This window comes from Sphingomonas sp. PvP018 (assembly GCF_017876865.1).
GTDB lineage: Bacteria > Pseudomonadota > Alphaproteobacteria > Sphingomonadales > Sphingomonadaceae > Sphingomonas > Sphingomonas aerolata.
In genome coordinates this window covers 2,651,987-2,678,345 of sequence record NZ_JAGIOU010000001.1, presented here as the reverse complement: position 1 = coordinate 2,678,345, position 26,359 = coordinate 2,651,987, and the positions used below count along the sequence as shown (strand labels likewise).

Here is a 26,359-nt window from a genome sequence, read left to right as displayed (position 1 = left end):
GGGAGATCAGACGGTGACCTGCTCGCCGAGTTCGAGCACCTTGCCCGGCGGGATCCGCAGGAAATCCGTCGGATCGCTCGCGTTGCGCTGCAGGAACATGAAGATCCGGTCCTGCCAGGGCGGCATGCCCTTTTCCGCGTCGGGCTTGAGCGTGTTGCGGCCGATGAAGAACGACGTCCGCATCGGGTCGAGCCCGAGCTGCTCGGTCTTGGCGCCGACGCCGAGATCGCGCGGCACGTCGGGGGATTCCATGAAACCGTAGGTCAGCACGACGATCGAGAAATTGTCATCGACCCGCTCGACCTTGGCGCGGCCCGCCTGATCGACAAACGGGCGATCCGCGGTGCGGATGCTGACGATCAGGTTGCGCTCGTGCAGAACCTTGTTGTGCTTCAAATTGTGGAGCAGCGCGCCAGGCGTGGCGTGCGGATTGGCGGTGAGAAACACCGCGGTCCCCGACACGCGTTCGGGCGGGCGCTTCTCGAGCGCGGCGGCGAGATCGCTGAGCGGGATGCTCTGCCGCTTCTCGAACGCGCTGACGATCTTCTTGCCGCGCACCCAGGTGAAGATGATCAGCCCGATCGACGCCGCGATCACCAGTGGCACCCAGCCGCCCTCGATCACGCGCAGGATGTTCGCGCCGAAGAAGATCAGGTCGAGCGTCAGGAACGGCAGGATTGCGGCGAGCGCCAGCGGCCGCGACCAGTTCCAGCGGTGCCGCACGACGATATAGGCGAGCAGCGTGGTCACGACCATCGTGCCGGTCACCGCGATACCGTACGCCGCGGCCATCGCCGACGAGGTCTTGAACTGGATCACCAGCACCAGCACGCCGATCAGCAGCAGCCAGTTGATCGCGGGAAGGTAAATCTGCCCGGCGAACACCGCCGATGTCTGGCGGATGCGCAGCCGCGGCAGCAGGCCGAGCTGAATCGCCTGCTGCGTCAGGCTGAACGCGCCGGTGATCACCGCCTGGCTGGCGATGACCGTCGCGAAGCCCGCGAGAATGATCAGCGCGGGGCGCAGTGGTTCGGGCGCCATCAGGAAGAACCAGTCCTGATTGACGAACGGGACGCCCCGACGCGCGGCATCCTCGAGCTGCGACAGCGCGAACGCGCCCTGCCCCAGATAGTTGAGCGCGAGCGCCGGAAAGACCAGGAAGAACCAGCCGATCCGGATCGGCATCTTGCCGAAATGGCCCATGTCCGCGGTCAGGGCCTCGGCCCCGGTGACCGTCAGGAACACCGCGCCGAGCACGAACAGCCCGGTGACGCCGTGGGTCGCGAGAAACGCGACGCCGTAGGTCGGCGAGAAGACGCGGACGATCGAGGGCTCGTCGGCGATATGCCACACGCCCAGCGCACCGATCGCGACGAACCAGACGATGCAGACCGGACCGAACAGCTTCGAGACATGCGCCGTGCCGCGCGACTGGATCACGAACAGGACGATGAGAATCGCGATCGTCAACGCGCGCACCACGCCCTCGTTGAAGATATGCGCCGCGCTCGGGATCGTGCGCAGCCCTTCCATTGCCGAGAGGACGGACAGGGCCGGCGTGATGATCGCATCGCCGTAGAACAGCGACGCGCCGGCGGCCCCGAGCACGATCGCGATCTTCGACCGGACCCCCAGCGCGCGCCGCGCGAGCGCCGCGAGCGCAAGCACGCCGCCCTCGCCCTGATTGTCCGCGCGCATCAGGAAGATGACGTATTTCACCGTGACGACGAGGAACAGCGACCACAGCGCCAGGCTGAGCACGCCGAGAATCTCGCTCGGATCGATCCCGCCCGCAGCACTCTGGCCGAGCGCTTCGCGGAAGGCATAGAGCGGGCTGGTGCCGATATCGCCGAACACCACGCCGATCGCCCCCACGGTGAGCGCGGCGAGCGCCGGGTGCGGGTGAAGATGCGCCGCCGACAGATCGGTGGACGTTTCAGCGGGCTGGGGTGTTCCGGCGACGGACGACATGGCGCGAAAAGCGCTCCTCCTGATGGGACGGCGCGCTTTACGCCGATTGCAGCCATGCGCAAGTGTTCGACGCTGCGCCGCACAATCGCTTGATTCGAACGTCGACCGACGGCATGGCCACCTGATGGTTCCCTTTTCGTTCGGCGGACACACGCTTTCGGCGCTGGCGGCAGGTGCGGTTTACTGGCCCGCGCGACACGCCTTGCTGGTCGCCGACCTGCATTTCGAAAAGGCGAGCTGGTTCGCCAGCCGTGGCCAGATGCTGCCACCTTATGATTCGATCGCGACCTTGACCGAACTCGCCGCCGTGCTCGACGCGACCGGCGCGACCGAGATCTGGTGTCTCGGCGACAGCTTTCACGACAGCGACGGCTGCGACCGGCTGCCGCAGCGCGCGCAGGACATGCTGCGCGCCATGACGCAGAAGACCCACTGGACCTGGATCACCGGCAATCATGACCCGATGATCCTCGACCGGTGCGGTGGCACGGTCGTCGACGAGGCCTGTGTCGATGGCCTGGTACTGCGCCACGAGGCCGATCCCCGTGAAACCCGACCCGAACTCTCGGGCCATTTTCATCCCAAATTGCGGCTTCGGCTGCGCGGCAAGCAGGTCGCGCGGCGGTGTTTCGTCGCGACCCAGACCAAGCTGATCCTGCCCGCCTTCGGATCGCTGACGGGCGGGCTGGACGTCGACCATCCCGAGATCATCCGCGCGGTGGGTTCTGGTGCGCAGGCACTGTTGCCGGTCGCGGACCGGATGCTGCGCTTTCCGGTCGCCGCGCAGCGACCGGACACACGGATTGCCGTATCCGCCTGACGCAATAAGCCGGCGTCAGCTGGCGATCGTCGGGAAGGCCTTGCGGAACGCCGCGAGCTTGGGCTTGTCCCAGGCGACGATGTAGGGATGCGTCGGGTTCCGGTCGAAAAAGTCCTGATGATAGGCCTCGGCAGGATAGAAGCTGCCGATTTCGAGCGTCGTGACGATCGGCCGCGCAAACGCCCGCGTCTGACCCAGTTGCGTGATATAGGCGCGTACGACCTGCGCCTGTTGCGGGGACTGCGGGAAGATCGCGGAACGGTAGCTGGTGCCGCTGTCGGGGCCCTGCCGGTTCAGCTGCGTCGGATCATGCGCGATCGAAAAATAGACGCGCAGCAGCGTGGCGTAGCTCACGACGCGGGGATCATAGCTGATCCGCACCGCCTCGGCATGCCGCGTGGTTTCGCTCGACACCTGCTCGTAATTCGCGGTCGCCTTCGTCCCGCCGGCATAGCCTGCGGTCACGCCCTTGACGCCGCGGACATGCTCGAACACCGCCTCGAGCCCCCAGAAACAGCCGCCCGCCAGCACCGCGGTCTGCAGGCCGCCCGTCCGCGGGACGTCGATCGTCGCGGCCGGAATGATGACCGCGCGCTCTGCCTGCGCAGAACCGGTGGCGATGACCGCACCGGCGAGTCCGACGGCGGCGAGCGTTGCGAAAAGGGGCGTGTGCATGTTGATCATGTGGGGCGTCTCGATGACGTTTCCAGCCCCGGCGCGGAATGCCTTTCGGCGACCGATCACCGGGATTCAGCAGGCTCAGCGCTGGGCGGGAGCGGTGTGTACGGGCGCGCCATACACCGGCTGGGTCGCCTCGGCGGGCTGGAACGCAAGGAGACCCAGCGCACCCAGAACAAAACCGCCAGTAAACTGCCAGAGAAAGCTCGACTTGATAAGATTGCGCATCATGCGCTCCTGTTGAAATCAGACTTGGCGTGATCCCGGTGGATCACGTCAGCTACGACCCAGCATGTCGTGGGGATGCCGCGTCTTCACAATGCCGTTTTATGAAACGGTCGATTAACGCGATGTGGCCAATCCGTTCATCCGCCAGCAGGGTTGCTGGCGGATGTCCGGGCATGTCCGCGATGTTGCCGGGCGTGCTGGATCAGCGCAGCGCGGCGCAGGCGGTCTGGATCCGCGTGCAGGCCTCGCGCAGCAGCGTGTCCGACGTGGCATAGCTGATCCGGAACGCGGGGCTGAGGCCGAACGCCGCGCCCTGAACGACCGCGACCTTGGCATCGTCAAGCAGATAGCCGACCATCGCCTCGTCGGTGTCGATCAGCCGACCGTTCGGCGTCGACTTGCCGATCAGCGCGGCGAACGACGGATAGACATAGAACGCACCCTCGGGCGTCGGGCATTCCATGCCGTCGATTTCGTTCAGCATCGACACGACCAGGTCGCGGCGGCCCTGAAAGGCAGTGTTGCGCTCGGCGAGGAACGACTGGTCGCCGTTCAGTGCGGCGACGGCGGCGGCCTGCGCGATCGAGCACGGGTTCGAGGTCGACTGCGACTGGAGCTTAGCCATCGCTTTGATCAGCCAGCTCGCGCCGCCCGCATAGCCGATCCGCCAGCCGGTCATCGCATAGGCCTTGGAACAGCCATTGACGGTCAGCGTGCGCTCGAACAGCTCGGGGCACGCCTCGGCGATCGTCGCGAACCTGAAGCCGTCATAGACGATATGCTCGTACATATCGTCGGCGAAGATCCAGACATGCGGGTGCTTCGCGAGCACCGCGCCCAGAGCCTTCAGCTCGTCGATCGTGTAGCCGGCACCGGTCGGGTTCGACGGCGAGTTGAGGATCACCCACTTGGTCTTCGGCGTGATCGCCGCGTCGAGCGCCTCGGGTGCGAGCTTGTAGCCGACCTCGGGGCCGGCCTTGACGATCACCGGCACGCCGCCCGCGAACTGCACGACGTCGGGATAGCTGACCCAATAGGGTGCGGGGATCACGACCTCGTCACCTGGGTCGATCGTCGCGACCATCGCGTTGAACAGAGTGTGCTTACCGCCGACGTTCACGCTGATCTGGTCGGTCGCATAGGTCAGGCCGTTGTCGCGCGCGAACTTGGCGGCGATCGCCTGCTTCAGCTCGATCGTACCGTCGACATTGGTGTATTTCGTCTTGCCGTCGCGAATCGCCTGGATCGCGGCCTCCTTGACGAAATCGGGCGTGTCGAAATCAGGCTCGCCCGCCCCCAGCCCGATCACGTCGACGCCGGCGCGCTTCAGTTCGAGCACACGCGACGTGATCGCGAGGGTCGGCGAAGGGCTGATGCGGCCAAGGGCGGCGGATGCGTGCATGGTGAAACCTCTGCGGTTGACCGCAGCGGCGCCTGCGGAATTCGCGCGGGCTATACGCCGCGATCGCCTGATTTCGCAACCGCAACAACGGCCGGAACGAGCCCACGTACTGCATTTCCCATACGGAACCCGTTGGCGAGGTCGGCGCGCGTCAACCGTCCCTCGACCGCCTGGCCGCTGGCGAGCAGATCGGCGCGCAACACGCCGGGGATCAGCGCGCCCGCAGGCGGGGTCACCAGCACCCCGTCGCGCGGCACGAACAGCGAGGTGAAGCTCCCCTCCGTCAGGAAGCCGTCGGGCGCCTCGAACACCACTTCGGTGGTGCCCGCGGCGCGGCGCGCGTCGTCGTAAAAGGCGCGGTCGCTGGTCTTGTGGCGCAGCCGGATATCGGCGGGCGCGACGGGCAGCGGGACGATAGCGACCGTCATCTGCGCGGGGGTGACGGGCATCGGACCGACCTGGATCGCGACCGCGCCCGATGCCGCGACGACCAGCCGGATCCGCCGCGGACCGCGCAGCCGGAAGGTCGCCGCCTGCAGCTCGTTCCGAACCGCGTGACGATCGAAGCTGAACCCCAGCGCCGCCGCGCTCGCGGTCAGCCGGGCGAGATGAAGTTCGAGCCGCATCACCCCGTGTTCGGGATCGAATGCCATCGTCTCGATCAGGTCCAGCTTGCGCTGTCCGGCGGTGACGAAGGCCGCCTTGTCCGCGCATTCCTGCCATTCCTGGTCGGCGACGCTGTCCGCGACGATCCCCGAGCCGAGTCCCATCACCGCGTCACCGTCGCGCACCGTCAGCGTGCGGATCGCGACGTTGAGCGCGGCGTCGCCACCCGGATCGAACCGGCCGATCGCGCCGGTATAGAGGCCGCGAGGGCGGGCCTGCTCGACCTCTGCGATGACCTCCATCGCGCGCTGCTTGGGTGCGCCGGTGATCGAGCCGCAGGGGAACAGCGCGGCGAGCACATCGATCGCATCGCGACCGGGGTTCAGCCGCGCGGACACCGTCGACGTCATCTGGTGAACGGTCGGATAGGTCTCCACCGTGAACAGGTCCGGGACCGAGACACCCTGCGCGACCTGCGACAGGTCGTTGCGCATCAGGTCGACGATCATCAGATTTTCCGCGCGCTGCTTCGGATCGGCGGCCAGATCCTGGGCGAGGCGGCGATCGACGTCGGGCGTCGCGCCGCGCGGCGCGGTGCCCTTCATCGGCCGACAGGTCAGCCGATCGCCCTCGAGCGTGAAGAACAGTTCGGGCGACAGCGACAGGCAGGTCTCGTCGCCCGTGTCGATCAGCGCGCCATAGCCTGCACGCGCCTGGCGTCTGAGGCGGGCATAGAGCGCGCGGGGATCGCCGATAAACGGCACGGTCGCGGCAAAGGTCAGATTGGCCTGATAGATGTCGCCCGCCGCGATCAGCGCGAGCAGCCGTGCGATTCGCGCATCATAGGCCTCGCGGTCGATCTGCGGCTGCGGCGGCCCGACCCAGATCCCGGCAGGATCGGGCAACAGCGCGGGCAGCGCCGCCGCGGGGATCGTCTCGTAGCGCTCGAACAGGCCGAACCACAGCAACGGGCCGTCCGGCGGGCCGGCATCGACCGCACGCGACGCGAACGTCATCCCCGCCTCATAGGCCAGCATCCCCGCGGCGTGCAGCCCCTCGGCCAGCCCCCGGCGGATCTCCGCAAGCGCCGGTTGCACGGCATCGGGGGTGTCCGCGCGAACGACCCGGACAGGCCGGTCGTACAGGCGCGCGGGGGCCCCCGCCTCCCGGGCATCATCAAGCAGCACGAAGGGCGCAGTCCACATCGTGCCGACTGATGCACGGGGCGGCAGGCAAACCGCAAGCGGCGATTGCCCGAAACCGCCCGCCGCCCTATTTTGCCGGAATGACAAAGACCTCCCTGCCGCCGCTGCGTGCCGCGATCATCCCCGTCACGCCGATCCAGCAGAACTGCACGTTGCTGTGGTGCACCGCGACGATGAAGGCGGCGGTGGTCGATCCCGGCGGCGACCTGCCGCGAATCAAGGCGGCGATCGCGGAGGCGGGCGTGACCGTCGAGAAGATCCTGCTGACGCACGGGCATATCGACCATGCCGGCGAGGCGAAGGCGCTGGCCGACGATCTGGCGGTGCCGATCGAGGGGCCACACGAGGCCGACCGCTTCTGGCTCCAGCGGCTCGACCAGGACGGGCCGAAATACGGGATCGCGGGCGTCAATTTCGAACCCGATCGGTGGCTGGTCGAGGGTGACCGGGTGTCGGTCGGCGATCTCGTTCTCGATGTCTACGAAACGCCGGGGCACACCGAAGGCCATGTGATCTTCCATCACGCGCCATCGAAATTCGCGCAGGTCGGCGACGTGCTGTTTCAGGGGTCGGTCGGACGATCGGACATGCCCGGCGGCAATCACCGCGTGCTGCTGTCGTCGATCGTCGAGAAGCTGTGGCCGCTGGGCAGCGACACGAGCTTCATCCCGGGCCACGGCCCGGCGAGCACGTTCGCACATGAGCGCGCGACCAACCTGTTCGTGAGCGATCGGGCACTGGCGGCGTAGGTCCCTGGTCCCCCGCGGAGGCGGGAGGACATCGGGAAGCAGATGTCCAACGCGCCAATCACCCCACCCCGGCGAAGGCCGGGGCCCAGTTGGGGGACCAAGACTGGCGGAGGTAGCGCGCCGTTACTGCAACCTTCCCAACTGGACCCCGGCCTTCGCCGGGGTGGTAGCGAATGTGGGTTGAGTCCTACTTTCGCTCCCCCCCGCTTTCAGCCCGAACCGACTTGAACTCCGATTCGTCGCGCCACTCCGGCCAGAGCCGGCTGTTCGCCAGCTTCGTGCCGATCGTCTGGAACAGACCGACATCCTGCGCCGCGCCGCGCAGATCCCAGTCCGCACTCCACGCGTCACACGTCTGGTGATAGCATTTCATATAGCCGTCGAGCCACGCCTGCCCCGCAGGCCTGCCACCCGTCACGAGGTCGGACGCACCGCTGATCGCCATCAGCAACAGCGTCGGCACACCGCGCCGTGCGACCGAGAAATGATCCGCGCGGTAGAACAGCCCCCGTTCGGGCAGGGCTTCGGGGGTTACGACACGGCCCTGCGCCTTCGCGGCATCGCCCAGCATGTCCTCGAGGCTGTTCTGGCCCGCGCCGACCAGCAGGACGTCGCGCGCCGGCCCTGCCGTCTGGAGAATGTCGAGCGTCAGGTTGGCGACCGTCTTCGCCGCGGGATAGACCGGTTTCACCGCATAGGTTTCCGACCCGAGCAGCCCCCGCTCCTCCCCGCTCCACAGCGCGAAGACGAGGCTGCGATCGGTGCGCGGCGCGGCGGCAAAGCTGCGGGCAAGGCCGAGCACGCCCGCGACGCCGAGCGCGTCGTCATTGGCACCCGGGCGGATCGTGCGCCCCTGCGCATCGGGCGCGCCGACGCCATACGCATCCCAATGCGCCCCGAACATCACCACTTCGTCGGGACGGGTCTTGCCGGGCAGCATCGCCAGCACGTTGCGGCTCTCCGCCGTGTCATGACGGACGGGAAGGTCGGTCGTGAACCGCTGCTTCAGCGCGACGGGGCGGAAATCGCTGTGCCGCGCGGCCTTGCGCAAGGTGGCGAGGTCCAGACCGGAGGCGGCAAAGAGCCGGGTCGCGGCGGCCCCTTCGATCCAGCCTTGCAGCAGCACGCGCGAGGTCGGATCCTCGCGTACGATGTCGTAATTCTCGCCCGCGGGTGCGGTGACCGTCGCCCAGCCATAACCGGCACCCGGCGTGTCGTGGACGATCAGCGCCGCCACCGCGCCACGTCGCGCGGCCTCCTCGAACTTGTAGGTCCAGCGTCCGTAGTAGGTCATGCGCCGATCGCCGAACCGGCCCTTCGCATCGTCGCCCGCCACCGCCTCGAAATCGGGGTCGTTGACCAGGAAGACCGCGACCTTGCCCTTGAGGTCGAGACCCTTGAAGTCGTCCCAGCCGCGTTCGGGGGCGGTGACGCCGTAGCCGACAAAGACCATCGGCGCGTCGGCGATCGCGACGCGGTCGACCCCGCGCACCGTGCTGAGATAGACGTCGCGGCCCTGGACCAGCGGCGTGGCCCCGGCGCGCACGCTGCCCTGCCCCAGGCGCGTGTGGACCAGCGGCACCGCCTGCGTCCAGCTGCCGTCCGGCCCGCCCGGCGACAGCTTCATCGCCTTGAACTGCGCGATGAGCCAGTCGACCGTCCTGGTTTCGCCTGCGGTTCCCGGTGCCCGCCCCTCGAATGCGTCTGACGCCAGCGTCCTGACATCGGCGGACAGATGCTCGGGCGAGATGGCGTCCTGCGCCTGGCCGTCCTTCGCAAGGCCGGGCGTCGCGACCGCGAGCAGCATCGGCGTGGCGAGGAGGGCGGCGACATTCCGGACGATGCTCATGCGCGACCCTCGATCGGTGCGGTCTGGAACGTCGTGACCGACGGCGTGGCACCGGCCTGATAGGCGATCGCGAGCGCCCAGCCCGCGAGCAGCGCCATCAGCGCCCAGGTTGCGAGTGCGCCACCCGCGCGCGGCAGGTTCGACGTCGTCTTGTCCATGCCGAAGGCGTGCGCGATTCGCGCGACGACGAAAACGACTCCGGCGATCCACAACCAGCGGGGCGATCCGCCACCCAGTTCGATCAGCGCGAACAGGATCAGGATGAAGGGCGCATATTCGACGAAGTTCGCCTGCGCCCGCATCCGCCCCTGGAGGACCGGATTGCCATTGTCGCCCAGCAGGACATTGTCCTTGAGGCGAGTCGGCACGATCCGGAAGGCCAGCCAGAGATTGATGACCGCGGCCGCGGCGGCGATCGTCAGGGTTACGGGCAGGATCATGCAGCTTATTCCTCGATGTTTCCGGTGCGCGCGGGTCGTGCCACTGTGCCACCATGCTTGCAACGCAGGCGATTATCGCTATAGCGCCACGCTTCGCGATGCGTCAGGCCGTATGGTAGCTCACGCGGCCGACCTTAACAGTCGGTTGCCGACTCCTTCGTCCGGGCCTATCGGAGCCCCGACCTTTATAAAGAACAAGGTGCCGAAATGGCCGTCCCCAAGAGAAAAACCTCGCCCTCCAAGCGCGGCATGCGCCGTGGCCACGATTCGCTGACGATCGCGGCATTTCAGGAGTGCCCGAACTGTGGCGAACTCAAGCGCCCGCACAACCTCTGCACGTCTTGCGGCCATTACAACGGTCGCGAAATCCTTTCGGTCGAGGGCTGAGCCCTCACCTGAGCGAAGGACGTGAGCATGCCCGACAGCGCCTGGATCGCCGTCGATGCGATGGGTGGCGATGACGGGCTGGCGGTAATGCTGGCGGGTGTCGCGCGTGCGCGACGCCAGTTTGACGGCATGCATTTCCTGCTGGTCGGTGACGAAACCGCGATTCGCGACGGGCTGAAAGCCCATCCGAATCTCGAACTCAACTCCGAGATCGTCCACGCCCCCGAGGTGGTTGGCTCGAGCGACAAGCCGAGCCAAGCGATTCGTCGCGCCAAGACGACATCGATGGGCATCGCCATCGATCTCGTCAAAAAGGGGCGTGCCGCAGCCGCGGTCTCGAGCGGCAACACCGGCGCGCTGATGGCGATGGCGAAGCTGTCGCTCAGGACCCTGCCGGGCATCGATCGCCCGGCGCTCGCCGCGCGCCTTCCGACGCTTGGCGATACCGACATGGTGATGCTCGACCTTGGTGCGAATACCGAGTGCGATGCGCGCAACCTCGTACAGTTCGCGATCATGGGCGGCGCCTATGCACGGACCGCGCTCGACATTGCGCATCCGCGTGTCGCGCTGCTCAATATCGGCAGCGAGGACATGAAGGGCACCGACGAGATTCGCGAGGCCGCCGCCATGCTGCGCGCGACGCCCAAGCTCGACATGGATTTCACCGGCTTCATCGAAGGCGACCGGCTGTCGCGCGGCGATGTCGACGTCGTCGTGTGCGACGGCTTTTCGGGCAATATCGCGCTCAAGACCGCCGAGGGCACCGCGCGATTCGTCGCGGACCTGCTCAAGCGCGCCTTCCGCAGCTCGGTCCGGTCGAAGCTCGGCTTCCTGATTTCGAAGCCCGCGACCGAACTGCTGCGCGATCATCTCGATCCCAATAATCACAACGGCGCGGTGTTTCTCGGGCTCAACGGCATCGTCGTCAAAAGCCATGGCGGCGCCAATGAGCGCGGCGTGGCGACGGCGATCGGCAATGCCGCCAAGATGGTGAGAAACGACCTCGTCCGCCGGATCAGCGACGATCTGGGCAACGTCAAGGAAGCCGCATGATCCGTTCGGTCATTACCGGCACCGGATCGGCCCTGCCGGTCCGTCGCGTCTCGAATGCGCAGCTGGCGGAACAGGTCGACACCAGCGACGAATGGATCGTCGAGCGAACCGGCATCCGGTTCCGCCATATCGCCGGCGAAGGCGAGACGACCGCTACTCTGGCGGCGGATGCCTGCCGCGCGGCTCTCGCTGCAGCAGGCGTAGACGCGCAGGACATCGACCTGATCGTGCTCGCCACCGCGACGCCCGACCAGACCTTCCCCGCCAGCGCGACCAAGGTGCAGGCGATGCTCGGGATCGACGACTGCGTCGCGTTCGACGTCGCTGCGGTCTGCTCGGGCTTTCTCTACGCGGTCCAGGTCGTCGACAGCATGATCCGCAGCGGCGTCGCCAAGCGCGCGCTGGTGATCGGCGCCGAGACGTTCAGCCGGATCCTCGACTGGGAGGATCGCACGACCTGCGTCCTGTTCGGCGACGGTGCGGGCGCGATCGTGCTGGAGGCGCAGGATAGCGCCGATGAGGGCGGACGCGGGATCCTGACCACCAAACTGCACGCCGACGGGCGGCACAACCAGCTTCTCTATGTCGATGGCGGCGTCTCGACCACCGGGACGGTCGGCAAGCTCAGGATGAAGGGCCGCGAGGTGTTTCGTCACGCGGTGACCAACCTCGCCGCCGTCATGACCGAATCGCTGGCGATGGCGGGCGTGTCCGCGGACCAGGTCGACTGGGTCGTGCCGCACCAGGCGAATGCCCGGATCCTCGACGCGACCGCGCGCAAGCTGGGCCTTGCCCCCGAGCGCGTCGTCGTCACCGTCGACCAGCATGCCAACACCTCCGCGGCGTCGGTACCGCTCGCGCTCGACGTGGCGGTCCGTGACGGACGGATCCAGCAGGGCCAGATCGTCGTGCTCGAGGCGATGGGTGGCGGCTTTACTTGGGGTGCGGCGGTCATCCGCTTCTAAACGCAACTGAAAGCCAGTTGCAATTTGTCCGATAAAGCTCTTCCGATGATCACGCTGCTTGTGTAGGTACCGCAATGGGTGTGGGAGTTTCGGAATGACAATGACGGGTACGCTGACACGAGCCGATCTAGCCGAATCGCTTCATCGCGAAATCGGACTTTCGAGATCGGATGCTTCAAAAGTCGTCGAACAGATCCTGACCGAGATGTGCGAAGCGCTGACCAGCGGGCAGAATGTCAAGATTTCGGGCTTCGGTACGTTCGTCCTGCGCGACAAGGGCGAGCGCATCGGTCGTAACCCCAAGACGGGCGTCGAGGTGCCGATCGCACCGCGCCGCGTGCTGACGTTCCGCGCAAGCCAGATGATGCGCGAACGCATCGTCGGCGCAGGCTGAGGCACGCGATGCCGGACAGTTCCGGCAAGGCCAGTACCGCATTCCGGACCATCGGCGAACTGTCGAACGATACCGGCTTGCCACAGCATATTCTGCGCTATTGGGAAACGCGTTTCCCCCAGCTCCGACCGCTCCAGCGTGCCGGGAATCGTCGCTATTACCGCGTCGAGGACGTCGCGCTGGTGCGCCGGATCGACCAGCTGCTCAATCGCGACGGCTATACCGTGCGCGGCGTCCAGCAGCTGCTGGCCGCGGAAAAGGGCGCACCGGCCGCGGTCGCTGCCGAGGTCGCGGCGCCCGCCGAGACGCCGATCACGGCACTGCGCGCGATCCGCGACATGCTCGCCGAGGCCCTGGCCGCGGATTGATCCGCATGCCTGCCGGTTCGTCATCCTCGCGCGGGCGGGGATGACGATCGATGGCGGTCCCTTACCGTTCGCGGGTCGCGGCGAAGCGGATCTTCGAATAGCGGTCGGCGATGTAGTTCACCTCCCACGCGCTCTTGGCGAGGAACACCGGGTTCCCGTCGCGATCCTTCGCCATTGCGCCGCGGTTGATCTCGGCGAAGGTCTTGAGCTCCTGCGGGTCCTCCGCCGATATCCAGCGGGCGGTCTCGTACGGCGCAGGCTCGAGCCCGGCCGCGACCTTGTACTCTGCATCGAGCCGCGACAGCAGCACCTCGAGCTGGAGCTGCCCGACGACGCCGATGATCCAGTTCGAGCCGATGTCGGGGTAGAAGACCTGAGTCACCCCTTCCTCTGCCATGTCGTCGAGCGCTTTCCGCAACTGCTTGGTCTTGGTGAAATCCTTCAGCACGACGCGGCGCAGGATTTCGGGCGCGAAGTTCGGCAATCCGGTGAAGCGGATCGCGGCGCGTTCGCTCAGCGTATCGCCGACGCGCAGCGTGCCGTGGTTGGGGATGCCGATGATGTCGCCCGGAAACGCCTCGTCCGCCAGCTCGCGATTCTGTGCGAAGAAAAGGATCGGCGAGTGGACCGCGATCGGCTTGCCGTGGCCCGTGGGCGTCAGCTTCATGCCGCGCTTGAACACGCCCGAGCACAGCCGCATGAACGCGATCCGGTCGCGGTGGTTGGGATCCATGTTCGCCTGCACCTTGAACACGAAGCCGGTGACTTCGCTTTCGTCGGGGGAGATGGGGGCGGGCTCGGCGGGCTGCGCGCGCGGGGGCGGCGCATAGTCGGCGAGCGCGGCGATCAGCTCGGCGACACCGAAATCCTTGAGTGCCGAGCCGAAATAGACCGGCGTCAGATTGCCTGCGCGATAGGCGTCGGCGTCGAAGCTCGAATAGCCGCCCTGTGCGAGTTCGGCCTCGTCGGAGAGGCGGACGATCCCTTCGGGGCTGAGGATCTCGGCAAGTTTGGGGTCGTCAATACCAGCGAACGGAATCGCCTTGCCCATGAATTCGCGGCTGTCGCCTTCAGGGCGGCTCAATGTGTTGGCGTAGAGATCGTACACCCCCTCGAACTCGCCGCCCATGCCGACCGGCCAGCTCATCGGGCAGACGTCGAGCTGAAGCATCTCGGCCACCTCGTCGAGCAGCGAGAACGGGTCGCGCCCCTCGCGGTCGACCTTGTTGACGAAGGTGATGATCGGCACATTGCGCAGGCGGCAGACCTCGAACAGCTTGCGCGTCTGCGGCTCGATGCCCTTGGCGGCGTCGATCACCATGACCGCCGAATCGACTGCGGTCAGCGTGCGGTAGGTGTCCTCGGAGAAGTCTTCATGGCCCGGCGTATCGAGCAGGTTGAAGGTGATTCCCTGGCGCTCGAACGTCATGACGGACGAGGTGACCGAGATGCCGCGCTGCTGCTCGATCTTCATCCAGTCCGAGCGCGCGCGCCGGTTCTGGCCGCGCGCCTTCACCTCGCCGGCGAGATGGATCGCGCCGCCGAAATAGAGCAGCTTTTCGGTCAGCGTGGTCTTGCCGGCGTCGGGATGCGAGATGATCGCGAAGGTGCGGCGGGGAAATTGGGTCATGGCGTGGGTCCGGGGAGCCTGTCGCGGCTCGCAAAGAAGGTTGGGCCGGGAGTCCGGCGGTCATGCTGCCGCTCTTGGCAGATGCGGGGGCCGGAGGACAGGGGGGCCGTCGAGCGATAGCTGCTCCCCGCCCCTTCAGGGGAGGGGCTGGGGGTGGGGTGTCATCATAAGCGTGGTGCTTGCGGGGCCCCCCACCCCAACCCCTCCCCTGAATGGAAGGGGCTTTCAGGGGAGCAGCGTTACGCGGAGTGCGATGCTCTTTGTGGCGCCTGCAGCGATCTCGAACACGCCGGGCTTGGCGCGGAAGTCGCCGTCATAGCCTTCGGGGTCGGCGATGCCGTGCCACGGCTCGACACAGACATAGGCCGCGCCCGGCTTGGTCCAGAGGCCGAGCATCGGCGTGTCGGGGAAGTCGATCCGCAGCTGCGGGCCGGTCTCGGCGCCGTAGGTGACCGAGTCGGACCGGACCGAATCCCAGACCAGCGCATCCTTGGCGAACAGCGCATCGTGCAGAGGCAGCGTCCGTCCCTCCAGCGGCGAGGGCCGCTCCCCCTCCGCGATCGTGCCGTCGTCGGCGATCATGCGCAGCGTGTCGGGCTCGTCGGCCGAGAAGACGATGCGGTGGTCGGCGCGATCCTCCCCGTAAGGCAGCGGCCAGGCGAAGGCGGGGTGGAAACCGAAGCTCGCCGGAAGCGGCTGCGCGGCGGGGTTCGTGATCGCGACGTCGACGCTCAGCGTCGCGCCGACCAGCGCGAACGTCACCGTCAGCCGGAAATCGAACGGATAGACCGCGCGCGTCTCGGGCGTCGCCTCGAGCGTGAAGGCGACCGATCCGGGCTGCTGCTCGGACACCGCGAACACCATGCGGCGGGCGAAGCCGTGCTGCTTCATCGAATATTCGGTGCCGTCGACGCGGATCGTGTCGCGGTAGGGGCGGCCGACGACGGGGAAGAGGATCGGTGCGTGACCGGTCCAATAGGCCGGGTCGGCATTGGTCATCAGCTCGCGCCCGTCGGCGTCCTTCAGCGAGGTGAGCTCGGCGCCGAGCGGGTTGATCTGCGCAGTGAGGTGGTCGTTGGCGATCGTGATCAGGTCGGTCATTGGGGTCCTTCCCTCGTGGTCGAACGCGCGGGTCTTCAAAACGCTCATCGGACAACCCGGCGGCCCCACCCCGGCGAAGGCCGGGGTCCAGTTGGAAAGGTGGAAGTAACGAGGGACTGTCCGCCGTTACACCCGTTCCTCAACTGGGCCCCGGCCTTCGCCGGGGTGGCGCTGGAGGGTGAGGAGACGCTCAGACGCGCAGGCTCGCGCCCTGCTTGGCCGCCGCCGCGACGACCTTGTCCGCCACCGCCTTCAGCTCCTCGTCGGTGAAGCTCTTGGCGGTGGGTTGCAGGACGATCTCGACCGCGACCGACTTGTGACCGTCCTCGACGCCCTGCCCGGTGAACACGTCGAACACGCGCGCCGAGACGATCGCGGCCTTGTCGGCGCCCTTGACCGCACGGACCAGCGCGTCGGTTGCAAGCGCCGCCGGCACGAGGAACGCGAAGTCGCGGCGGACCGCCTGCAACGCCGGCGGCGTGTAGGCCGGGCGGGCGAAGCCCGAAGCCCGCTTGGGCGGGATCGCGTCGAGATAGATCTCTACCGCGGCGACCGCGCCGTCGAGGTCGAACGCCTTCACGACCAGCGGATGCAGCATGCCGAAGCTTGCCAGCACCGTCTTCGGTCCGAGCCGAAGCGTGCCCGACTGGCCCGGATGCCAGGCATCGCCCGCCTCCCCCATGACCTGGAGATTGTCGACCGGTGCGCCGGCAGCAGCAAGCAGTGCCAGCGCTTCGGCCTTCGCATCATAGGCGTCGAAGCTCGCGGCCTTGCCGTCGCGCCAGCCGCGCGGGCGGCGGTCGCCCGCCAGCACCACGCCGAGCGTCGCGCGTTCGGCGTCGGCGAGATAGCGGCGACCGATCTCGAACAGGCGGACACTCTGCTGGCCGCGCTTGAGGTTGCGCCCCGTTGCGGCGAGCAGGCCGGGGAGCAGCGAGGGGCGCATGACCTTGAGGTCTTCGCTGATCGGGTTGGCGAGCGTCCAGGCGCCGCCGCCGAACGGTGCGGCCTCGGCCTCCGAGAGGAAGCTCCACGTCACCGCCTCGTCGAGTCCGCGGGCGGCGGCGGCGCGGCGCGCGCGGCGTTCGAGCTTCTGCTCGGGCGTGGCGGTCGGCTTGGCGACGCCGGGCATGCGTGGCAGCGGGGTCGAGGGGATATTGTCGATGCCCTCGATCCGGACGACTTCCTCGACGAGATCGGCGGGGCCGTCGACATCGCGGCGCCAGCTCGGGACCGTGACCGGCCATTTACCCTCGATCGTCGAGAACAGCGCGTCGCTGAACGCATCCGCAGACTTGATCGCACCGATCGTGAAGCCGAGCGACAGCAGCGTGCGCGCCTGGCGTTCGGGCGCGACGTGCAGCCCCCCGAGATCCGCGCTGAGGCGCGGGTCGTAATGGATCACGCGGGGCTCCGACGGCACTTCGCCCGAGCGCGTGACCTCACTCGCGGTACCGCCGCAGACGTGGAGCACGAGCGCGGTGGCGATTGCGAGGCCGTCGTCGAGGAACGCCGGATCAACGCCGCGTTCGAAGCGGCTGCGCGCGTCGGAGGTGAGCGTGAGCTTCTGGCCGGTGCGCGCGATATGGTCGGGATCGAAATAGGCGCACTCGATCAGCACGTCGGTGGTGTCCGCCGAGACGCCCGAATGCTCGCCGCCCATGATGCCGCCGATGTCGTGCACGGCCACGTCGTCGGCGATGACGGTCATGGTTTCGTCGAGCGTGTAGGTCTTGCCGTTGAGTGCGACGACCTGTTCGCCGTCCTTCGCTTTCCGCGCGACGAGGCCGCCCGACAGCTTGGCGCGGTCATAGACGTGCAGCGGGCGGCCGAGGTCAATCATCAGGTAATTGGTGATGTCGACCAGCGCGGAGATCGGCTTCTGGCCGATCGCGAGCAGGCTGCGGCGCATCCAGTCGGGCGACTCGCCGTTGGTCACGCCGGTGACGGTCTGCGCGAAGAAGGCGGGGCAGCCGGCGGCGTCCTCGGTGCGGACCGATGGCCCTGCCCCGTCGGTGACGATGGGATCGAAGATCAGCGGCGTGAGCGTGCCCATGCCGGCTGCGGCGAGATCGCGGGCGATGCCGCGCACGCCCATGCAGTCCTGGCGGTTGGGGGTGATCGCGACGTCGATGACGGGGTCGGTCAGCCCGGCATAATCGGGGTACGGCGTGCCAATCGGCGCGTCCGCGGGCAGTTCGATGATGCCGTCATGGTCCTCGCCGAGCTCGAGCTCGCGCGTCGAACACATCATGCCGTTCGATTCGACCCCGCGGATGCTCGCGAGCTTGAGCGTCACGTCGAGGCCGGGGACGTACGCACCCGGCGCCCCGAACACGCCGACCAGCCCGGCGCGCGCGTTGGGCGCGCCGCAGACGACCTGTAGCGGGCCGTTCCCCGCGTCGACCGACAGGATCTGGAGCTTGTCGGCCTGCGGATGGCGTTCGGCGCTGAGCACCTTGGCGATCTTGAACGCGGCAAGCTTCTCGCCGGGGTTCTCGACGCCTTCGACCTCGAGGCCGATACGGGTCAGCGCGTCAACGATCTGGTCGAGCGTGGCGGTGGTTTCGAGGTGCTGCTTGAGCCAGCTGAGCGTGAACTTCATGCGCCGACTCCGGCCGACAGAGTGGGGACGTCGAGGCTGGAGAAACCATAATGTTTCAGCCAGCGGATATCGCCGTCGAAGAATGGGCGGAGGTCGTCCATGCCGTATTTGAGCATCGCGAGCCGGTCGATCCCGCAGCCGAACGCAAAGCCCTGCCACTCGTCCGGATCGAGCCCGCACGCCTCGATCACCTTGCGGTGGACCATGCCCGAGCCAAGGATCTCGAGCCAGCCGTCTGGCTCGGCGCCGCCGACGACGCGCTTGCCCTTCACGAGCGTGTAGCCGACGTCGATCTCGACCGAGGGTTCGGTGAACGGGAAATAGCTCGGGCGCATCCGCAGCACGATATCGTCGCGCTCGAAGAACGCCTTCACGAACGTCTCGAGCGTCCATTTGAGATGGCCGAGCGTGATGCCCTTGTCGATCACGAGGCCCTCGACCTGGTGGAACATCGGCGTGTGCGTGGCGTCCGAGTCCGAGCGGTAGGTACGGCCCGGCGCGATGATGCGGATCGGCGGCTTCTGGCTCAGCATCGTGCGGATCTGGACGGGCGAGGTGTGCGTGCGGAGCAGCGAGAAGGTCGTCTTCTCGTCGGCGGTGCCCGCGGCCTTCGCGTCGATCCCCTGCTGGAGATAGAAGGTGTCGTGCATCGCGCGCGCCGGATGCGTCTCGGGGATGTTGAGCGCGGAGAAATTATGCCAGTCGGTCTCGATCTCGGGCCCGGTCGCGACCGCGAAACCCAAGTCGGCGAAGATCTCGGCGAGTTCGTCCATGACCTGGCTGACCGGGTGGATCGTGCCGGGCATGGGCGCGTCGGCGGGGAGCGTCATGTCGAGCGTTTCGCTGGCGAGCCGGGCGTCGAGCGCGGCGCGTTCGAGCGTCGCTTTGCGCTCTGTGATGCCATTGGCGACGGCTTCGCGCAGCCCCTGGATGATCGGTCCCTGCACGAGGCGCTCATCGGGGGTCATCTTGCCGAGCGTCTTCAGCAGCGCGGTGATCGTGCCCTGCTTGCCGAGCGCCTCGACCCGGCACGCCTCCAGCGCGTCGAGGCCGGATGCCGCGGCGATCGCCGCCAACATGTGTTCGCGCATCTGGTTCAGGTCTTGCGTCACTGTCTCACATCCTAACTTCGTTGCCCCTGCGAAAGGCATTACGCACGTGCCTCGCGGCTACCACCGACGCTGCCGCTATGGATTCCCGCGTTCGCGGGAATGACGGAGCGGGGCAAACCCCAGACCGATCGCGAGATCATCCCAATCGAGGTTTGTCGCTTCGATCAGTCGCAGCTTCCAGTCGCGATTCCACTTCTTCAGCTGCTTCTCGCGTGTGATCGCCGCTTCCATCGTTTCGGCCATTTCGTAATGCACGAGCCGGTGGATGCCGTAGCGGGAGGTGAAGCCCTTGATCAAGCCTTCGCGGTGCTGGTGGATGCGGCCGAGCAGGTTTGAGGTGACGCCGATGTACAGCGTGCCGTGCCGGCCGCTCGCGAGGATGTAGACGCAAGGCTGCCAGTCCATCCGCCATCCCGTCGTTCCGTCATCCCCGATCTCGTCATCCCCGCGGAGGCGGGGAACCATATTGGCTGACGCTCGCAGTAATCACAACGGTTCGGAGTTTATGGGTTCCCGCCTGCGCGGGAATGACCCGTTGGGGCGGGCGGATGATCACCATCGCGGAGTTTCGATTTCCCCAAACGCGAAAAAGGGCACCGGTGGTTTCCCACCGGCGCCCTTTTCAAACCCAACCTCAGTCGCGAATTACGCGGCCTGGGGGAGTGCTGCCTTCGCCTGTGCGACGATCGCGCTGAAGGCTGCGCCCTCGTGCATGGCGATGTCGGCCAGGACCTTCCGGTCGAGTTCGATACCCGCCAGCTTCACGCCGTGCATGAACTGCGAATAGGTCAGACCCTCGGCGCGGACGCCGGCGTTGATGCGCTGGATCCACAGGCCACGGAAGGTGCGCTTCTTAACCTTGCGGTCCCGGTAAGCGTACTGTCCGGCCTTTTCGACGGCCTGACGGGCGATGCGGATCGTGTTCTTGCGACGGCCATAATAGCCCTTCGCCTGAACCAAAATACGCTTGTGCTTGGCGCGGGTGGTAACACCCCGTTTTACGCGTGCCATTGTCTAATTCCTTCTCAGCTCAACGCAGGCCGTAAGGCGCCCAGGCCTTCACTGCTGCGGTATCGGCCTTGGACAGCAGCTTGGTGCCGCGGTTCTGACGGATGTACTTGCCGTTGTGATGCGCCAGACGGTGACGCTTGCCGGCGACGCCGTGCTTGAGCAGGCCGGTGGCGGTGAGCTTGAAGCGCTTCTTGACGCCGCTCTTGGTCTTCAGCTTGGGCATTTTTATCCTTTCGGTTACGAAGGGAAACGCTGAAATCGCCGCGGCAGCCCACACTGGCCGGGCGATTCGTCGAACGCGCATCCCTTCGAGGAAGCGGGGCCGATACCCGCATCGGTCCGAAATCTCAAGTCGCATTCCCGGATTAATGCGGCATCCGACCATAGTGGAACCGCTACGCCCGCCATGCGATAGGCTTATCATGGACGCCAGCCCGACGCAGCCGATCGACGCCCCCCCGCCCGCCGCGGCGCAGAAGAGGCGCAAACGGCGAATCCTGCGCAACATTCTGATCGGGATCGTCGCGGTGATCGCCGCGATCTGGCTGGTACTCTATATCACCAAGGGTCGCTTCCTGAAGCATCCGTTCGAGCGGATCGTCGGGTCGATGACCCACCGGACGGTGACCGTCGGCGGCGATTTTCAGCTCTATTTCGCGCCGTTCCGAATCAAATTCTATGCCGAGCGCTTCACGCTCTCCAACCCTGACTGGGCGAGTCGGCCCAACCTCTTCCAGGCGGACAAGCTCGACACGCGGATCGCGCCGCTGTCGCTGATCTTCGGCAAGCGGCGGCTCTACTGGCTCGATCTGGTCAACGGCGCGGTCGATCTCGAATGGAATGCCGCGCATACCGCCAATAGCTGGACGTTCAGCGACAAGAAGGGCGGCGAGCCGCTCGAATTCCCGCGGATCGACGTGGCGACGGTGACGGGGACGAGCGTGCGCTATCTCGACCCGCGAATGCGCGTGCTCGCCAATCTCGACGTCGCCGACATCCGCTCGGTCGATGCGACGATCGGCCGCGCGGTCGGCCTCAAGGGCACCGGCCGGTTGCGCGAGACGCCGTTCACCGTGACCGCGCAGCTGCTGTCGCCCGACGCGACCGCCAATCGGGGACAGAACAAGCTGGTCGCGCGGATGCGCGCGGCGGGCAACGTGATCGACGTCGCCGGCACGCTGCCGAGCATAGCGGACGTCGAGAACGTGCCGCTCGCGGTGACCGCGCACGGCGCCAATTTGTCGACCCTGCTCGGCGTGATCGACGTCGCGATCCCGAACACACGCACCTATCGGCTGCGCGGACAGCTCGTGAAACAGGGCGAGGAATATCATTTCACGCGGATCACCGGCGTGGCGGGTAAGACCGATCTGGCGGGCAAGCTGACGATCACCAATGGCGAGCGCATCCACCTCGATTCGGTGCTGGCGACCAAGAGCCTCGATATCGTCGATGCCGCGCCATTCATCGGCTACAATCCCGACATCGTCGAGAGCCGCGGCGCGGTGGCGGCCGCCGCTGCGACCGGCGCGGGCGCGCAACGCCTGTTGCCCGATGGGAATTTCCCCGTCGAGACGATGAAGATCTTCGATGCCGACCTGAAATGGACGATCGGCGTGGTCCGGTCGAAGAACATCCCGATCTCGAACGTCGACCTGACGCTCGATCTCGAGCGCGGGCGGCTGGCGCTGTCGCCACTGACGTTTGCGATGGCGCGCGGCAATGTCGCCTCCGACGCGGTCTTCGACACGCGGTCGCGGCCGAGCGCGGTGTCCTACGACATTCGCCTGGCACCGACGCCGATGGGGCGGTTGCTCAAGGGCTATGGGCTTGCCGAGGCGGGGACGACCGGGACGATCAAGGGGCGGATCAAGCTCGACGGGCGCGGCGATTCGATCCATGATTCGCTGGCGTCGTCACGCGGCCGGATCGCGTTCGTGATGCCGTCGGGCGCGCTGTCGGTGCGCAACGTCCAGCTCGCCGAGCTCGACATCGGCACGTTTGCGCAGCGGATGTTCCAAGGCAAGCTCGACGAGCCGGTCCAGGTCAATTGCGGCCTGATCGGCTTCACCGTGCGCGGCGGCGTGGCGGCGGCGGACCCGATCCTGATCGACACGAAGAAGAACGTGATCGTCGGCCGCGGCGGGTTCAGCTTCCGCAACGAGGCGGTCGACCTCGCCTTCCGCGCCGATTCGAAGAAGTTCAGCCTGTTCGCAGGCCAGTCGCCGGTCGGGTTCGGCGGCGTGTTCGCGGCACCGAAGATGAGCGTGGTCTCGAAGGACCTGCTCGCCCGCGTCGGCACCGGGCTGGGCCTCGCGCTGGTGGCGACGCCGGTCGCGGGTGTGCTTGCGTTCGTCGATGTCGGCGATGCGAAGGCCACCGCGTGCGGCCCGGTGCTGGCCGGCGCGACCGCAAAGGCGCAGCGGACGACCGAGGGCGAGACCCGCGACGATGTCGGCCGCGGGACGACTGCCAAGGGCGAGGACGGCAAGGCGTCCGAGGCGGAGAAGAAGGGGCAGAAGAAGAAGTTTCTCGGGATCTTCTAACGGCGCGGCGGCTTTGGTCGCGGCCACGCCGCGCGCCTTACCTTACTGGCCCCCGTCACCCCCGCGAACGCCGGGGCCCATGGTTTCGGCCAGCGCGGTTAGCGACCGTGCCGTGTTCATGGGTCCCGGCTTTCGCCGGGATGACGGATATGGGACTAGGTGCGAGGCGTAACGCCCGCCTTCCCGCCAAGACGGTCTCAGTGGTCGTGATCGCCATGGTCATGCGCATCACCCGTGATCCGGTGCATCGCCTCGAGCACGTCGTCCAGCCGCGCCGGATCGCCGATCGCGAGCACATGGCCTTCGCTCGCCGCGGTCAGCGGGTCGCCGTTCCAGTCGCACATCATCCCGCCGGCGCCTTCGACGACCGGGACCAGTGCGGCGAAGTCGTAGAGCTGGAGACCCGATTCGCAGACGACATCGAGGTGACCGCTCGCGAGCAGCCCGTAATTATAGCAGTCGCCGCCATAGACCGGCCCCTGGCGCGGATTGCCGCCCGAGATCGCCGCGACGAGCGCGAGATAGTGCGGGACGTCAGCCTCGCCGAACAGATGCGGGCTGGTCGTCGCGATCGTCGATCCCGCCAGCTCGCGGCAGACCCGGGTGCGCACCGGCACGCCGTTCAGCGTCGTCGGACGCCCCGCGACGCCGACCCAGCGTTCGCGCTGGACCGGCTGGTCGATGATCCCGAGCACCGGCCAGCCATCCTCGACCAGCGCGATCAGCGTGCCGAAGATCGCGCGGCCGACGGTGAAGCTGCGCGTGCCGTCGATCGGGTCGAGCACCCATTTGCGGTTGGTGACACCGGTCTTCTCGCCAAATTCCTCGCCGACGATGCCGTCGCCCGAGCGTTCGGCGTCGAGCAGCCGGCGCATCGCCGATTCGGCCTCGCGGTCGGCGCGGGTGACGGGGGACTGGTCGTCCTTGATCTCGACGCCATGCTCGTGGCGGAAATAGGGTCGGATGACGTGGCCCGCGGCATCCGCGAGGCGATGCGCGAGGTCGATATCGGCTTGGGTCACTGGCATGTGCCCTGCCTATCGAGCCTGTACGGCGCGGGCAATGGACGGATGCCGCGAGCGGGCGTACGTCACTGCGATCATACCGGAGTATAGCCCCATGCGCCTCGTCCCGACCCTTGCCGCCCTCCTCCTCGCCACCCCCGCAGTCGCGGCGCTCGCGCCCGGTGCGAAGGCGCCCGACTTCACCACGCGCGGCGCGATCGCCGGCAAGGTGTTCACGGTCCACCTCGCCGAACAGCTGAAGAAGGGCCCCGTCGTGCTCTACTTCTTCCCCGCGGCCTATACCGGCGGCTGCAATGCCGAGGCGCATGCCTTTGCCGAGGCGGTCCCCGCGTTCAAGAAGGCCGGCGCGACCGTGATCGGTATGTCGGCGGACAACGTCGAGACGCTGAGCAAATTCTCGGCAGAAAAATGCGCGGGCAAGTTCGCGGTCGCCAGCGCAGGGCCGAAGGTCGTCGCGGGCTATGACGTCGCGCTCGGCAAGCAAGTGATGGGACGCGACGTCACGAAGCGCACCAGTTACGTGATCGGCCGCGACGGCCGGGTCGCCTTTGTTCACGACGACATGAACCCGGCCGAGCATGTCAGCTCGACGCTGGCCGCAGTCGAGACCCTTAACCGCCGATAGATCCGCAAATCGTCACGCGTTGCTAACCTTTGTTGTTCTATTCCGGGGGCGAAACGGGGGCAAATGACATGCGGGACGCGCAGGGCGCACAACAGGTGAGCACGGAGGACCTGTTCGACCAGATCGGCCGATTCCTCCGTAAGCACCGGTTGCGTCCGGATCCGTCGCATTATGCGTTCGCGCATGCCGTGCTGTCGGCACCCGACGGCCCGCTCGCGGCGCAGGTTGCGCAATTGACCGAGGGCGGCGTCCGGCTGCTGCGTAGGGATATCGAGGCGCTTGGCGGACAGGTCACCGAGCCCTCTGCGGTGGTCGATCACGACGGCCCGTGCGATCCCGCGCAACGCGAAGGGCAGGCGGACCGGCTGGTCGCCGAGACGCAGGAGTATGTCGACGGGTTCGCGACGATCATGCACAGCATCCACGCCGAGACCCGCGGCTTCGGCCATGACCTGGCGGAAAGCGCGGCAGCGATCACGACCTCGCCGGGACTAGCCGAGATCGACGAGATCACGCGGATCACCACCGCGATGATCGGCCGGATCCGTGAGTCGGAGGTGCGGCTGGCCAAGGCGAAGCACGAGACCGACGTCCTGCGGGCCAAGCTGATCGAGGCGCGCGACAGCGCACGGCGCGACACGCTGACCGGCCTGCCCAACCGCCGCGCGTTCGACGAGGCGTTCGGCGCACGTGACGCGGACAAGGGTCCCTATTGCCTGGCGGTATGCGACGTCGACCGGTTCAAGCGAGTCAATGACGCGTTCGGCCACGGCGTCGGCGACCGGGTGCTGACTGCGATCGGCCAGATGATCGCGGCGGGGTGCGAGGGGCATCTCGTCGTGCGGCACGGCGGCGAGGAGTTTGCAGTGCTGTTGTGCGGCGTCAGCCTGAGCGACGCCGCGCGCCTGCTCGATTCGGTCCGCGCGATCGTCGCCGCAAAACGCTTCCGCAACCGCGAGACCGATTCGCCGCTCGGCCAGATCACCTTTTCGGCAGGCGTCACCGCGATCCATGCGGACGAAGCCGCCGAGAGCGCGTTCGCCCGTGCCGACCGGCTCCTCTACACCGCCAAGGGCGACGGGCGCGACCGGATCTGCGCCGCCTGATCCGCGCGGCGGTCCGCGGCACCGATCCTTGGCGCCGTTCACCGGATTCGTGTGGCGCAAAATCCCAACTGCTGCGTGCCTGCTGCGAAAAATCGCGGTGATTCAGCTGGATACGGAACTGGCACGGGGTGTGCAAAGCAGGGGATATCGGCAGCCGGATGGTCCGGACGTCGCCATCACCGAAGGGAAGCCACCATGTCCTCGATCCATTTCGAATCCGCCAAGCGCATCCTCCTCTCGTTCGCCGGGGCGCTGGTCTTCGCCGGCATCGCGATCAGCGCCGCGACGCCGATCATCCCGATCGCGTGATCCGGCCTGACTGCGGAGACTGCATCATGCTTCATCACCTCCATCGCGGCCAATCGCGGCCCGACCGCCTGCGGGACAGCAGCCTGCTCGTCGGCATCGTCGCCTTCTCGACCACCGTCCTGCTGATCGCGACCCACGCCGCAGCGTTCGCCTGACCGGCAGCACGGCGGA

General features: G+C 67.1%; 26 protein-coding genes. 11 read left to right on the top strand and 15 right to left on the bottom strand.

Annotated features, from left to right (window positions below):
- Positions 1 to 6: 6 nt before the first annotated feature.
- Positions 7 to 1,971: a potassium transporter Kup gene (locus J3A66_RS11805; RefSeq protein WP_209569041.1), complete on the bottom strand. Its 1,965-nt coding sequence runs from the start codon at positions 1,969 to 1,971 to the stop codon at positions 7 to 9.
- Positions 1,972 to 2,095: 124 nt separating this feature from the next.
- Here J3A66_RS11805 and pdeM point away from each other — a divergent pair, with 124 nt between their 5' ends.
- On the top strand, positions 2,096 to 2,791 hold the full coding sequence (gene pdeM, locus J3A66_RS11800; RefSeq protein ID WP_209569038.1) for a ligase-associated DNA damage response endonuclease PdeM: 696 nt from the start codon (positions 2,096 to 2,098) through the stop codon (positions 2,789 to 2,791).
- Positions 2,792 to 2,806: 15 nt separating this feature from the next.
- Here the strand turns inward: pdeM and msrA are convergent, their stop codons facing one another.
- The 4 genes from msrA to pabB form a co-directional block, all read right to left on the bottom strand.
- Complete coding sequence (gene msrA, locus J3A66_RS11795; RefSeq protein ID WP_209570488.1) at positions 2,807 to 3,466, bottom strand: peptide-methionine (S)-S-oxide reductase MsrA; 660 nt, start codon at positions 3,464 to 3,466, stop codon at positions 2,807 to 2,809.
- A gap of 84 nt (positions 3,467 to 3,550) precedes the next feature.
- Positions 3,551 to 3,697, bottom strand: a complete 147-nt coding sequence (locus J3A66_RS11790; RefSeq protein ID WP_166746496.1) for a hypothetical protein — start codon at positions 3,695 to 3,697, stop codon at positions 3,551 to 3,553.
- A gap of 202 nt (positions 3,698 to 3,899) precedes the next feature.
- A complete protein-coding gene (locus J3A66_RS11785) occupies positions 3,900 to 5,099 on the bottom strand; it encodes a pyridoxal phosphate-dependent aminotransferase (protein WP_037529965.1) in 1,200 nt (399 codons plus the stop codon).
- 50 nt (positions 5,100 to 5,149) lie between these two features.
- Complete coding sequence (gene pabB, locus J3A66_RS11780; protein ID WP_209569036.1) at positions 5,150 to 6,910, bottom strand: aminodeoxychorismate synthase component I; 1,761 nt, start codon at positions 6,908 to 6,910, stop codon at positions 5,150 to 5,152.
- An 80-nt stretch (positions 6,911 to 6,990) separates the two neighbouring features.
- Here pabB and J3A66_RS11775 point away from each other — a divergent pair, with 80 nt between their 5' ends.
- Positions 6,991 to 7,659 (top strand): MBL fold metallo-hydrolase, encoded by a 669-nt coding sequence (locus tag J3A66_RS11775; RefSeq protein WP_031394761.1) that lies wholly within the window; start codon positions 6,991 to 6,993, stop codon positions 7,657 to 7,659.
- A gap of 187 nt (positions 7,660 to 7,846) precedes the next feature.
- Here J3A66_RS11775 and J3A66_RS11770 read toward each other — a convergent pair whose 3' ends face one another.
- Together J3A66_RS11770 and J3A66_RS11765 are read right to left on the bottom strand one after the other, a co-directional pair.
- Positions 7,847 to 9,466, bottom strand: a complete 1,620-nt coding sequence (locus J3A66_RS11770; protein WP_209570487.1) for a M28 family metallopeptidase — start codon at positions 9,464 to 9,466, stop codon at positions 7,847 to 7,849.
- A 38-nt stretch (positions 9,467 to 9,504) separates the two neighbouring features.
- The gene (locus J3A66_RS11765) at positions 9,505 to 9,948 is read right to left on the bottom strand and encodes an MAPEG family protein (protein ID WP_056406758.1); all 444 of its coding nucleotides are present in this window, start codon (positions 9,946 to 9,948) and stop codon (positions 9,505 to 9,507) included.
- 207 nt (positions 9,949 to 10,155) lie between these two features.
- Between J3A66_RS11765 and rpmF the strand changes: the two genes are divergently transcribed.
- The 5 genes from rpmF (at position 10,156) to J3A66_RS11740 (ending at position 13,118) form a co-directional block, all read left to right on the top strand.
- Positions 10,156 to 10,335 carry a 50S ribosomal protein L32 gene (gene rpmF, locus J3A66_RS11760; RefSeq protein WP_031438822.1) on the top strand — a complete coding sequence of 60 codons (180 nt, stop codon included), beginning with the start codon at positions 10,156 to 10,158 and terminating at the stop codon, positions 10,333 to 10,335.
- A 27-nt stretch (positions 10,336 to 10,362) separates the two neighbouring features.
- The gene (plsX, locus tag J3A66_RS11755) at positions 10,363 to 11,391 is read left to right on the top strand and encodes a phosphate acyltransferase PlsX (RefSeq protein ID WP_031395324.1); all 1,029 of its coding nucleotides are present in this window, start codon (positions 10,363 to 10,365) and stop codon (positions 11,389 to 11,391) included.
- Complete coding sequence (locus tag J3A66_RS11750; RefSeq protein WP_209569034.1) at positions 11,388 to 12,356, top strand: beta-ketoacyl-ACP synthase III; 969 nt, start codon at positions 11,388 to 11,390, stop codon at positions 12,354 to 12,356. The genes plsX and J3A66_RS11750 overlap by 4 nt, the downstream gene beginning before the upstream one ends.
- 94 nt (positions 12,357 to 12,450) lie before the next feature.
- Entirely contained in the window at positions 12,451 to 12,750 is a 300-nt protein-coding gene (locus J3A66_RS11745) for an integration host factor subunit alpha (RefSeq protein ID WP_031395326.1), read from the top strand.
- Between the two features lie 8 nt (positions 12,751 to 12,758).
- Positions 12,759 to 13,118, top strand: a complete 360-nt coding sequence (locus tag J3A66_RS11740; RefSeq protein ID WP_209569032.1) for a MerR family transcriptional regulator — start codon at positions 12,759 to 12,761, stop codon at positions 13,116 to 13,118.
- Positions 13,119 to 13,179: 61 nt separating this feature from the next.
- Here the strand turns inward: J3A66_RS11740 and J3A66_RS11735 are convergent, their stop codons facing one another.
- The 7 genes from J3A66_RS11735 to rpmI form a co-directional block, all read right to left on the bottom strand.
- Positions 13,180 to 14,748, bottom strand: a complete 1,569-nt coding sequence (locus tag J3A66_RS11735) for a peptide chain release factor 3 (RefSeq protein WP_192140716.1) — start codon at positions 14,746 to 14,748, stop codon at positions 13,180 to 13,182.
- 225 nt (positions 14,749 to 14,973) lie between these two features.
- Positions 14,974 to 15,849, bottom strand: a complete 876-nt coding sequence (locus J3A66_RS11730; protein WP_209569030.1) for an aldose 1-epimerase family protein — start codon at positions 15,847 to 15,849, stop codon at positions 14,974 to 14,976.
- A gap of 190 nt (positions 15,850 to 16,039) precedes the next feature.
- Complete coding sequence (gene pheT / locus J3A66_RS11725; protein WP_209569028.1) at positions 16,040 to 18,454, bottom strand: phenylalanine--tRNA ligase subunit beta; 2,415 nt, start codon at positions 18,452 to 18,454, stop codon at positions 16,040 to 16,042.
- Entirely contained in the window at positions 18,451 to 19,545 is a 1,095-nt protein-coding gene (gene pheS / locus J3A66_RS11720) for a phenylalanine--tRNA ligase subunit alpha (RefSeq protein ID WP_209570486.1), read from the bottom strand. The genes pheT and pheS overlap by 4 nt, the downstream gene beginning before the upstream one ends.
- Positions 19,546 to 19,641: 96 nt before the next feature.
- Complete coding sequence (locus tag J3A66_RS11715; protein WP_159512876.1) at positions 19,642 to 19,971, bottom strand: GIY-YIG nuclease family protein; 330 nt, start codon at positions 19,969 to 19,971, stop codon at positions 19,642 to 19,644.
- Positions 19,972 to 20,211: 240 nt separating this feature from the next.
- Positions 20,212 to 20,577, bottom strand: a complete 366-nt coding sequence (rplT, locus tag J3A66_RS11710; RefSeq protein WP_031395288.1) for a 50S ribosomal protein L20 — start codon at positions 20,575 to 20,577, stop codon at positions 20,212 to 20,214.
- A gap of 19 nt (positions 20,578 to 20,596) precedes the next feature.
- Positions 20,597 to 20,800, bottom strand: a complete 204-nt coding sequence (gene rpmI, locus J3A66_RS11705) for a 50S ribosomal protein L35 (protein ID WP_031395289.1) — start codon at positions 20,798 to 20,800, stop codon at positions 20,597 to 20,599.
- Positions 20,801 to 20,999: 199 nt separating this feature from the next.
- On the opposite strand from rpmI, the gene J3A66_RS11700 reads away from it, so the two are divergent.
- On the top strand, positions 21,000 to 23,123 hold the full coding sequence (locus J3A66_RS11700; protein WP_209569027.1) for an AsmA family protein: 2,124 nt from the start codon (positions 21,000 to 21,002) through the stop codon (positions 23,121 to 23,123).
- 197 nt (positions 23,124 to 23,320) lie between these two features.
- Here the strand turns inward: J3A66_RS11700 and J3A66_RS11695 are convergent, their stop codons facing one another.
- Positions 23,321 to 24,151 (bottom strand): inositol monophosphatase family protein, encoded by an 831-nt coding sequence (locus J3A66_RS11695; protein WP_159511958.1) that lies wholly within the window; start codon positions 24,149 to 24,151, stop codon positions 23,321 to 23,323.
- A gap of 91 nt (positions 24,152 to 24,242) precedes the next feature.
- Between J3A66_RS11695 and J3A66_RS11690 the strand changes: the two genes are divergently transcribed.
- The 3 genes from J3A66_RS11690 to J3A66_RS19455 all read left to right on the top strand — a co-directional run bounded on the left by J3A66_RS11690 (position 24,243) and on the right by J3A66_RS19455 (position 26,343).
- Positions 24,243 to 24,773 carry a peroxiredoxin gene (locus J3A66_RS11690; RefSeq protein ID WP_031395292.1) on the top strand — a complete coding sequence of 177 codons (531 nt, stop codon included), beginning with the start codon at positions 24,243 to 24,245 and terminating at the stop codon, positions 24,771 to 24,773.
- Between the two features lie 68 nt (positions 24,774 to 24,841).
- The gene (locus J3A66_RS11685; RefSeq protein WP_107930938.1) at positions 24,842 to 25,879 is read left to right on the top strand and encodes a GGDEF domain-containing protein; all 1,038 of its coding nucleotides are present in this window, start codon (positions 24,842 to 24,844) and stop codon (positions 25,877 to 25,879) included.
- A 335-nt stretch (positions 25,880 to 26,214) separates the two neighbouring features.
- Positions 26,215 to 26,343 (top strand): hypothetical protein, encoded by a 129-nt coding sequence (locus J3A66_RS19455; RefSeq protein ID WP_281064169.1) that lies wholly within the window; start codon positions 26,215 to 26,217, stop codon positions 26,341 to 26,343.
- The last annotated feature ends 16 nt before the right edge of the window (positions 26,344 to 26,359 follow it).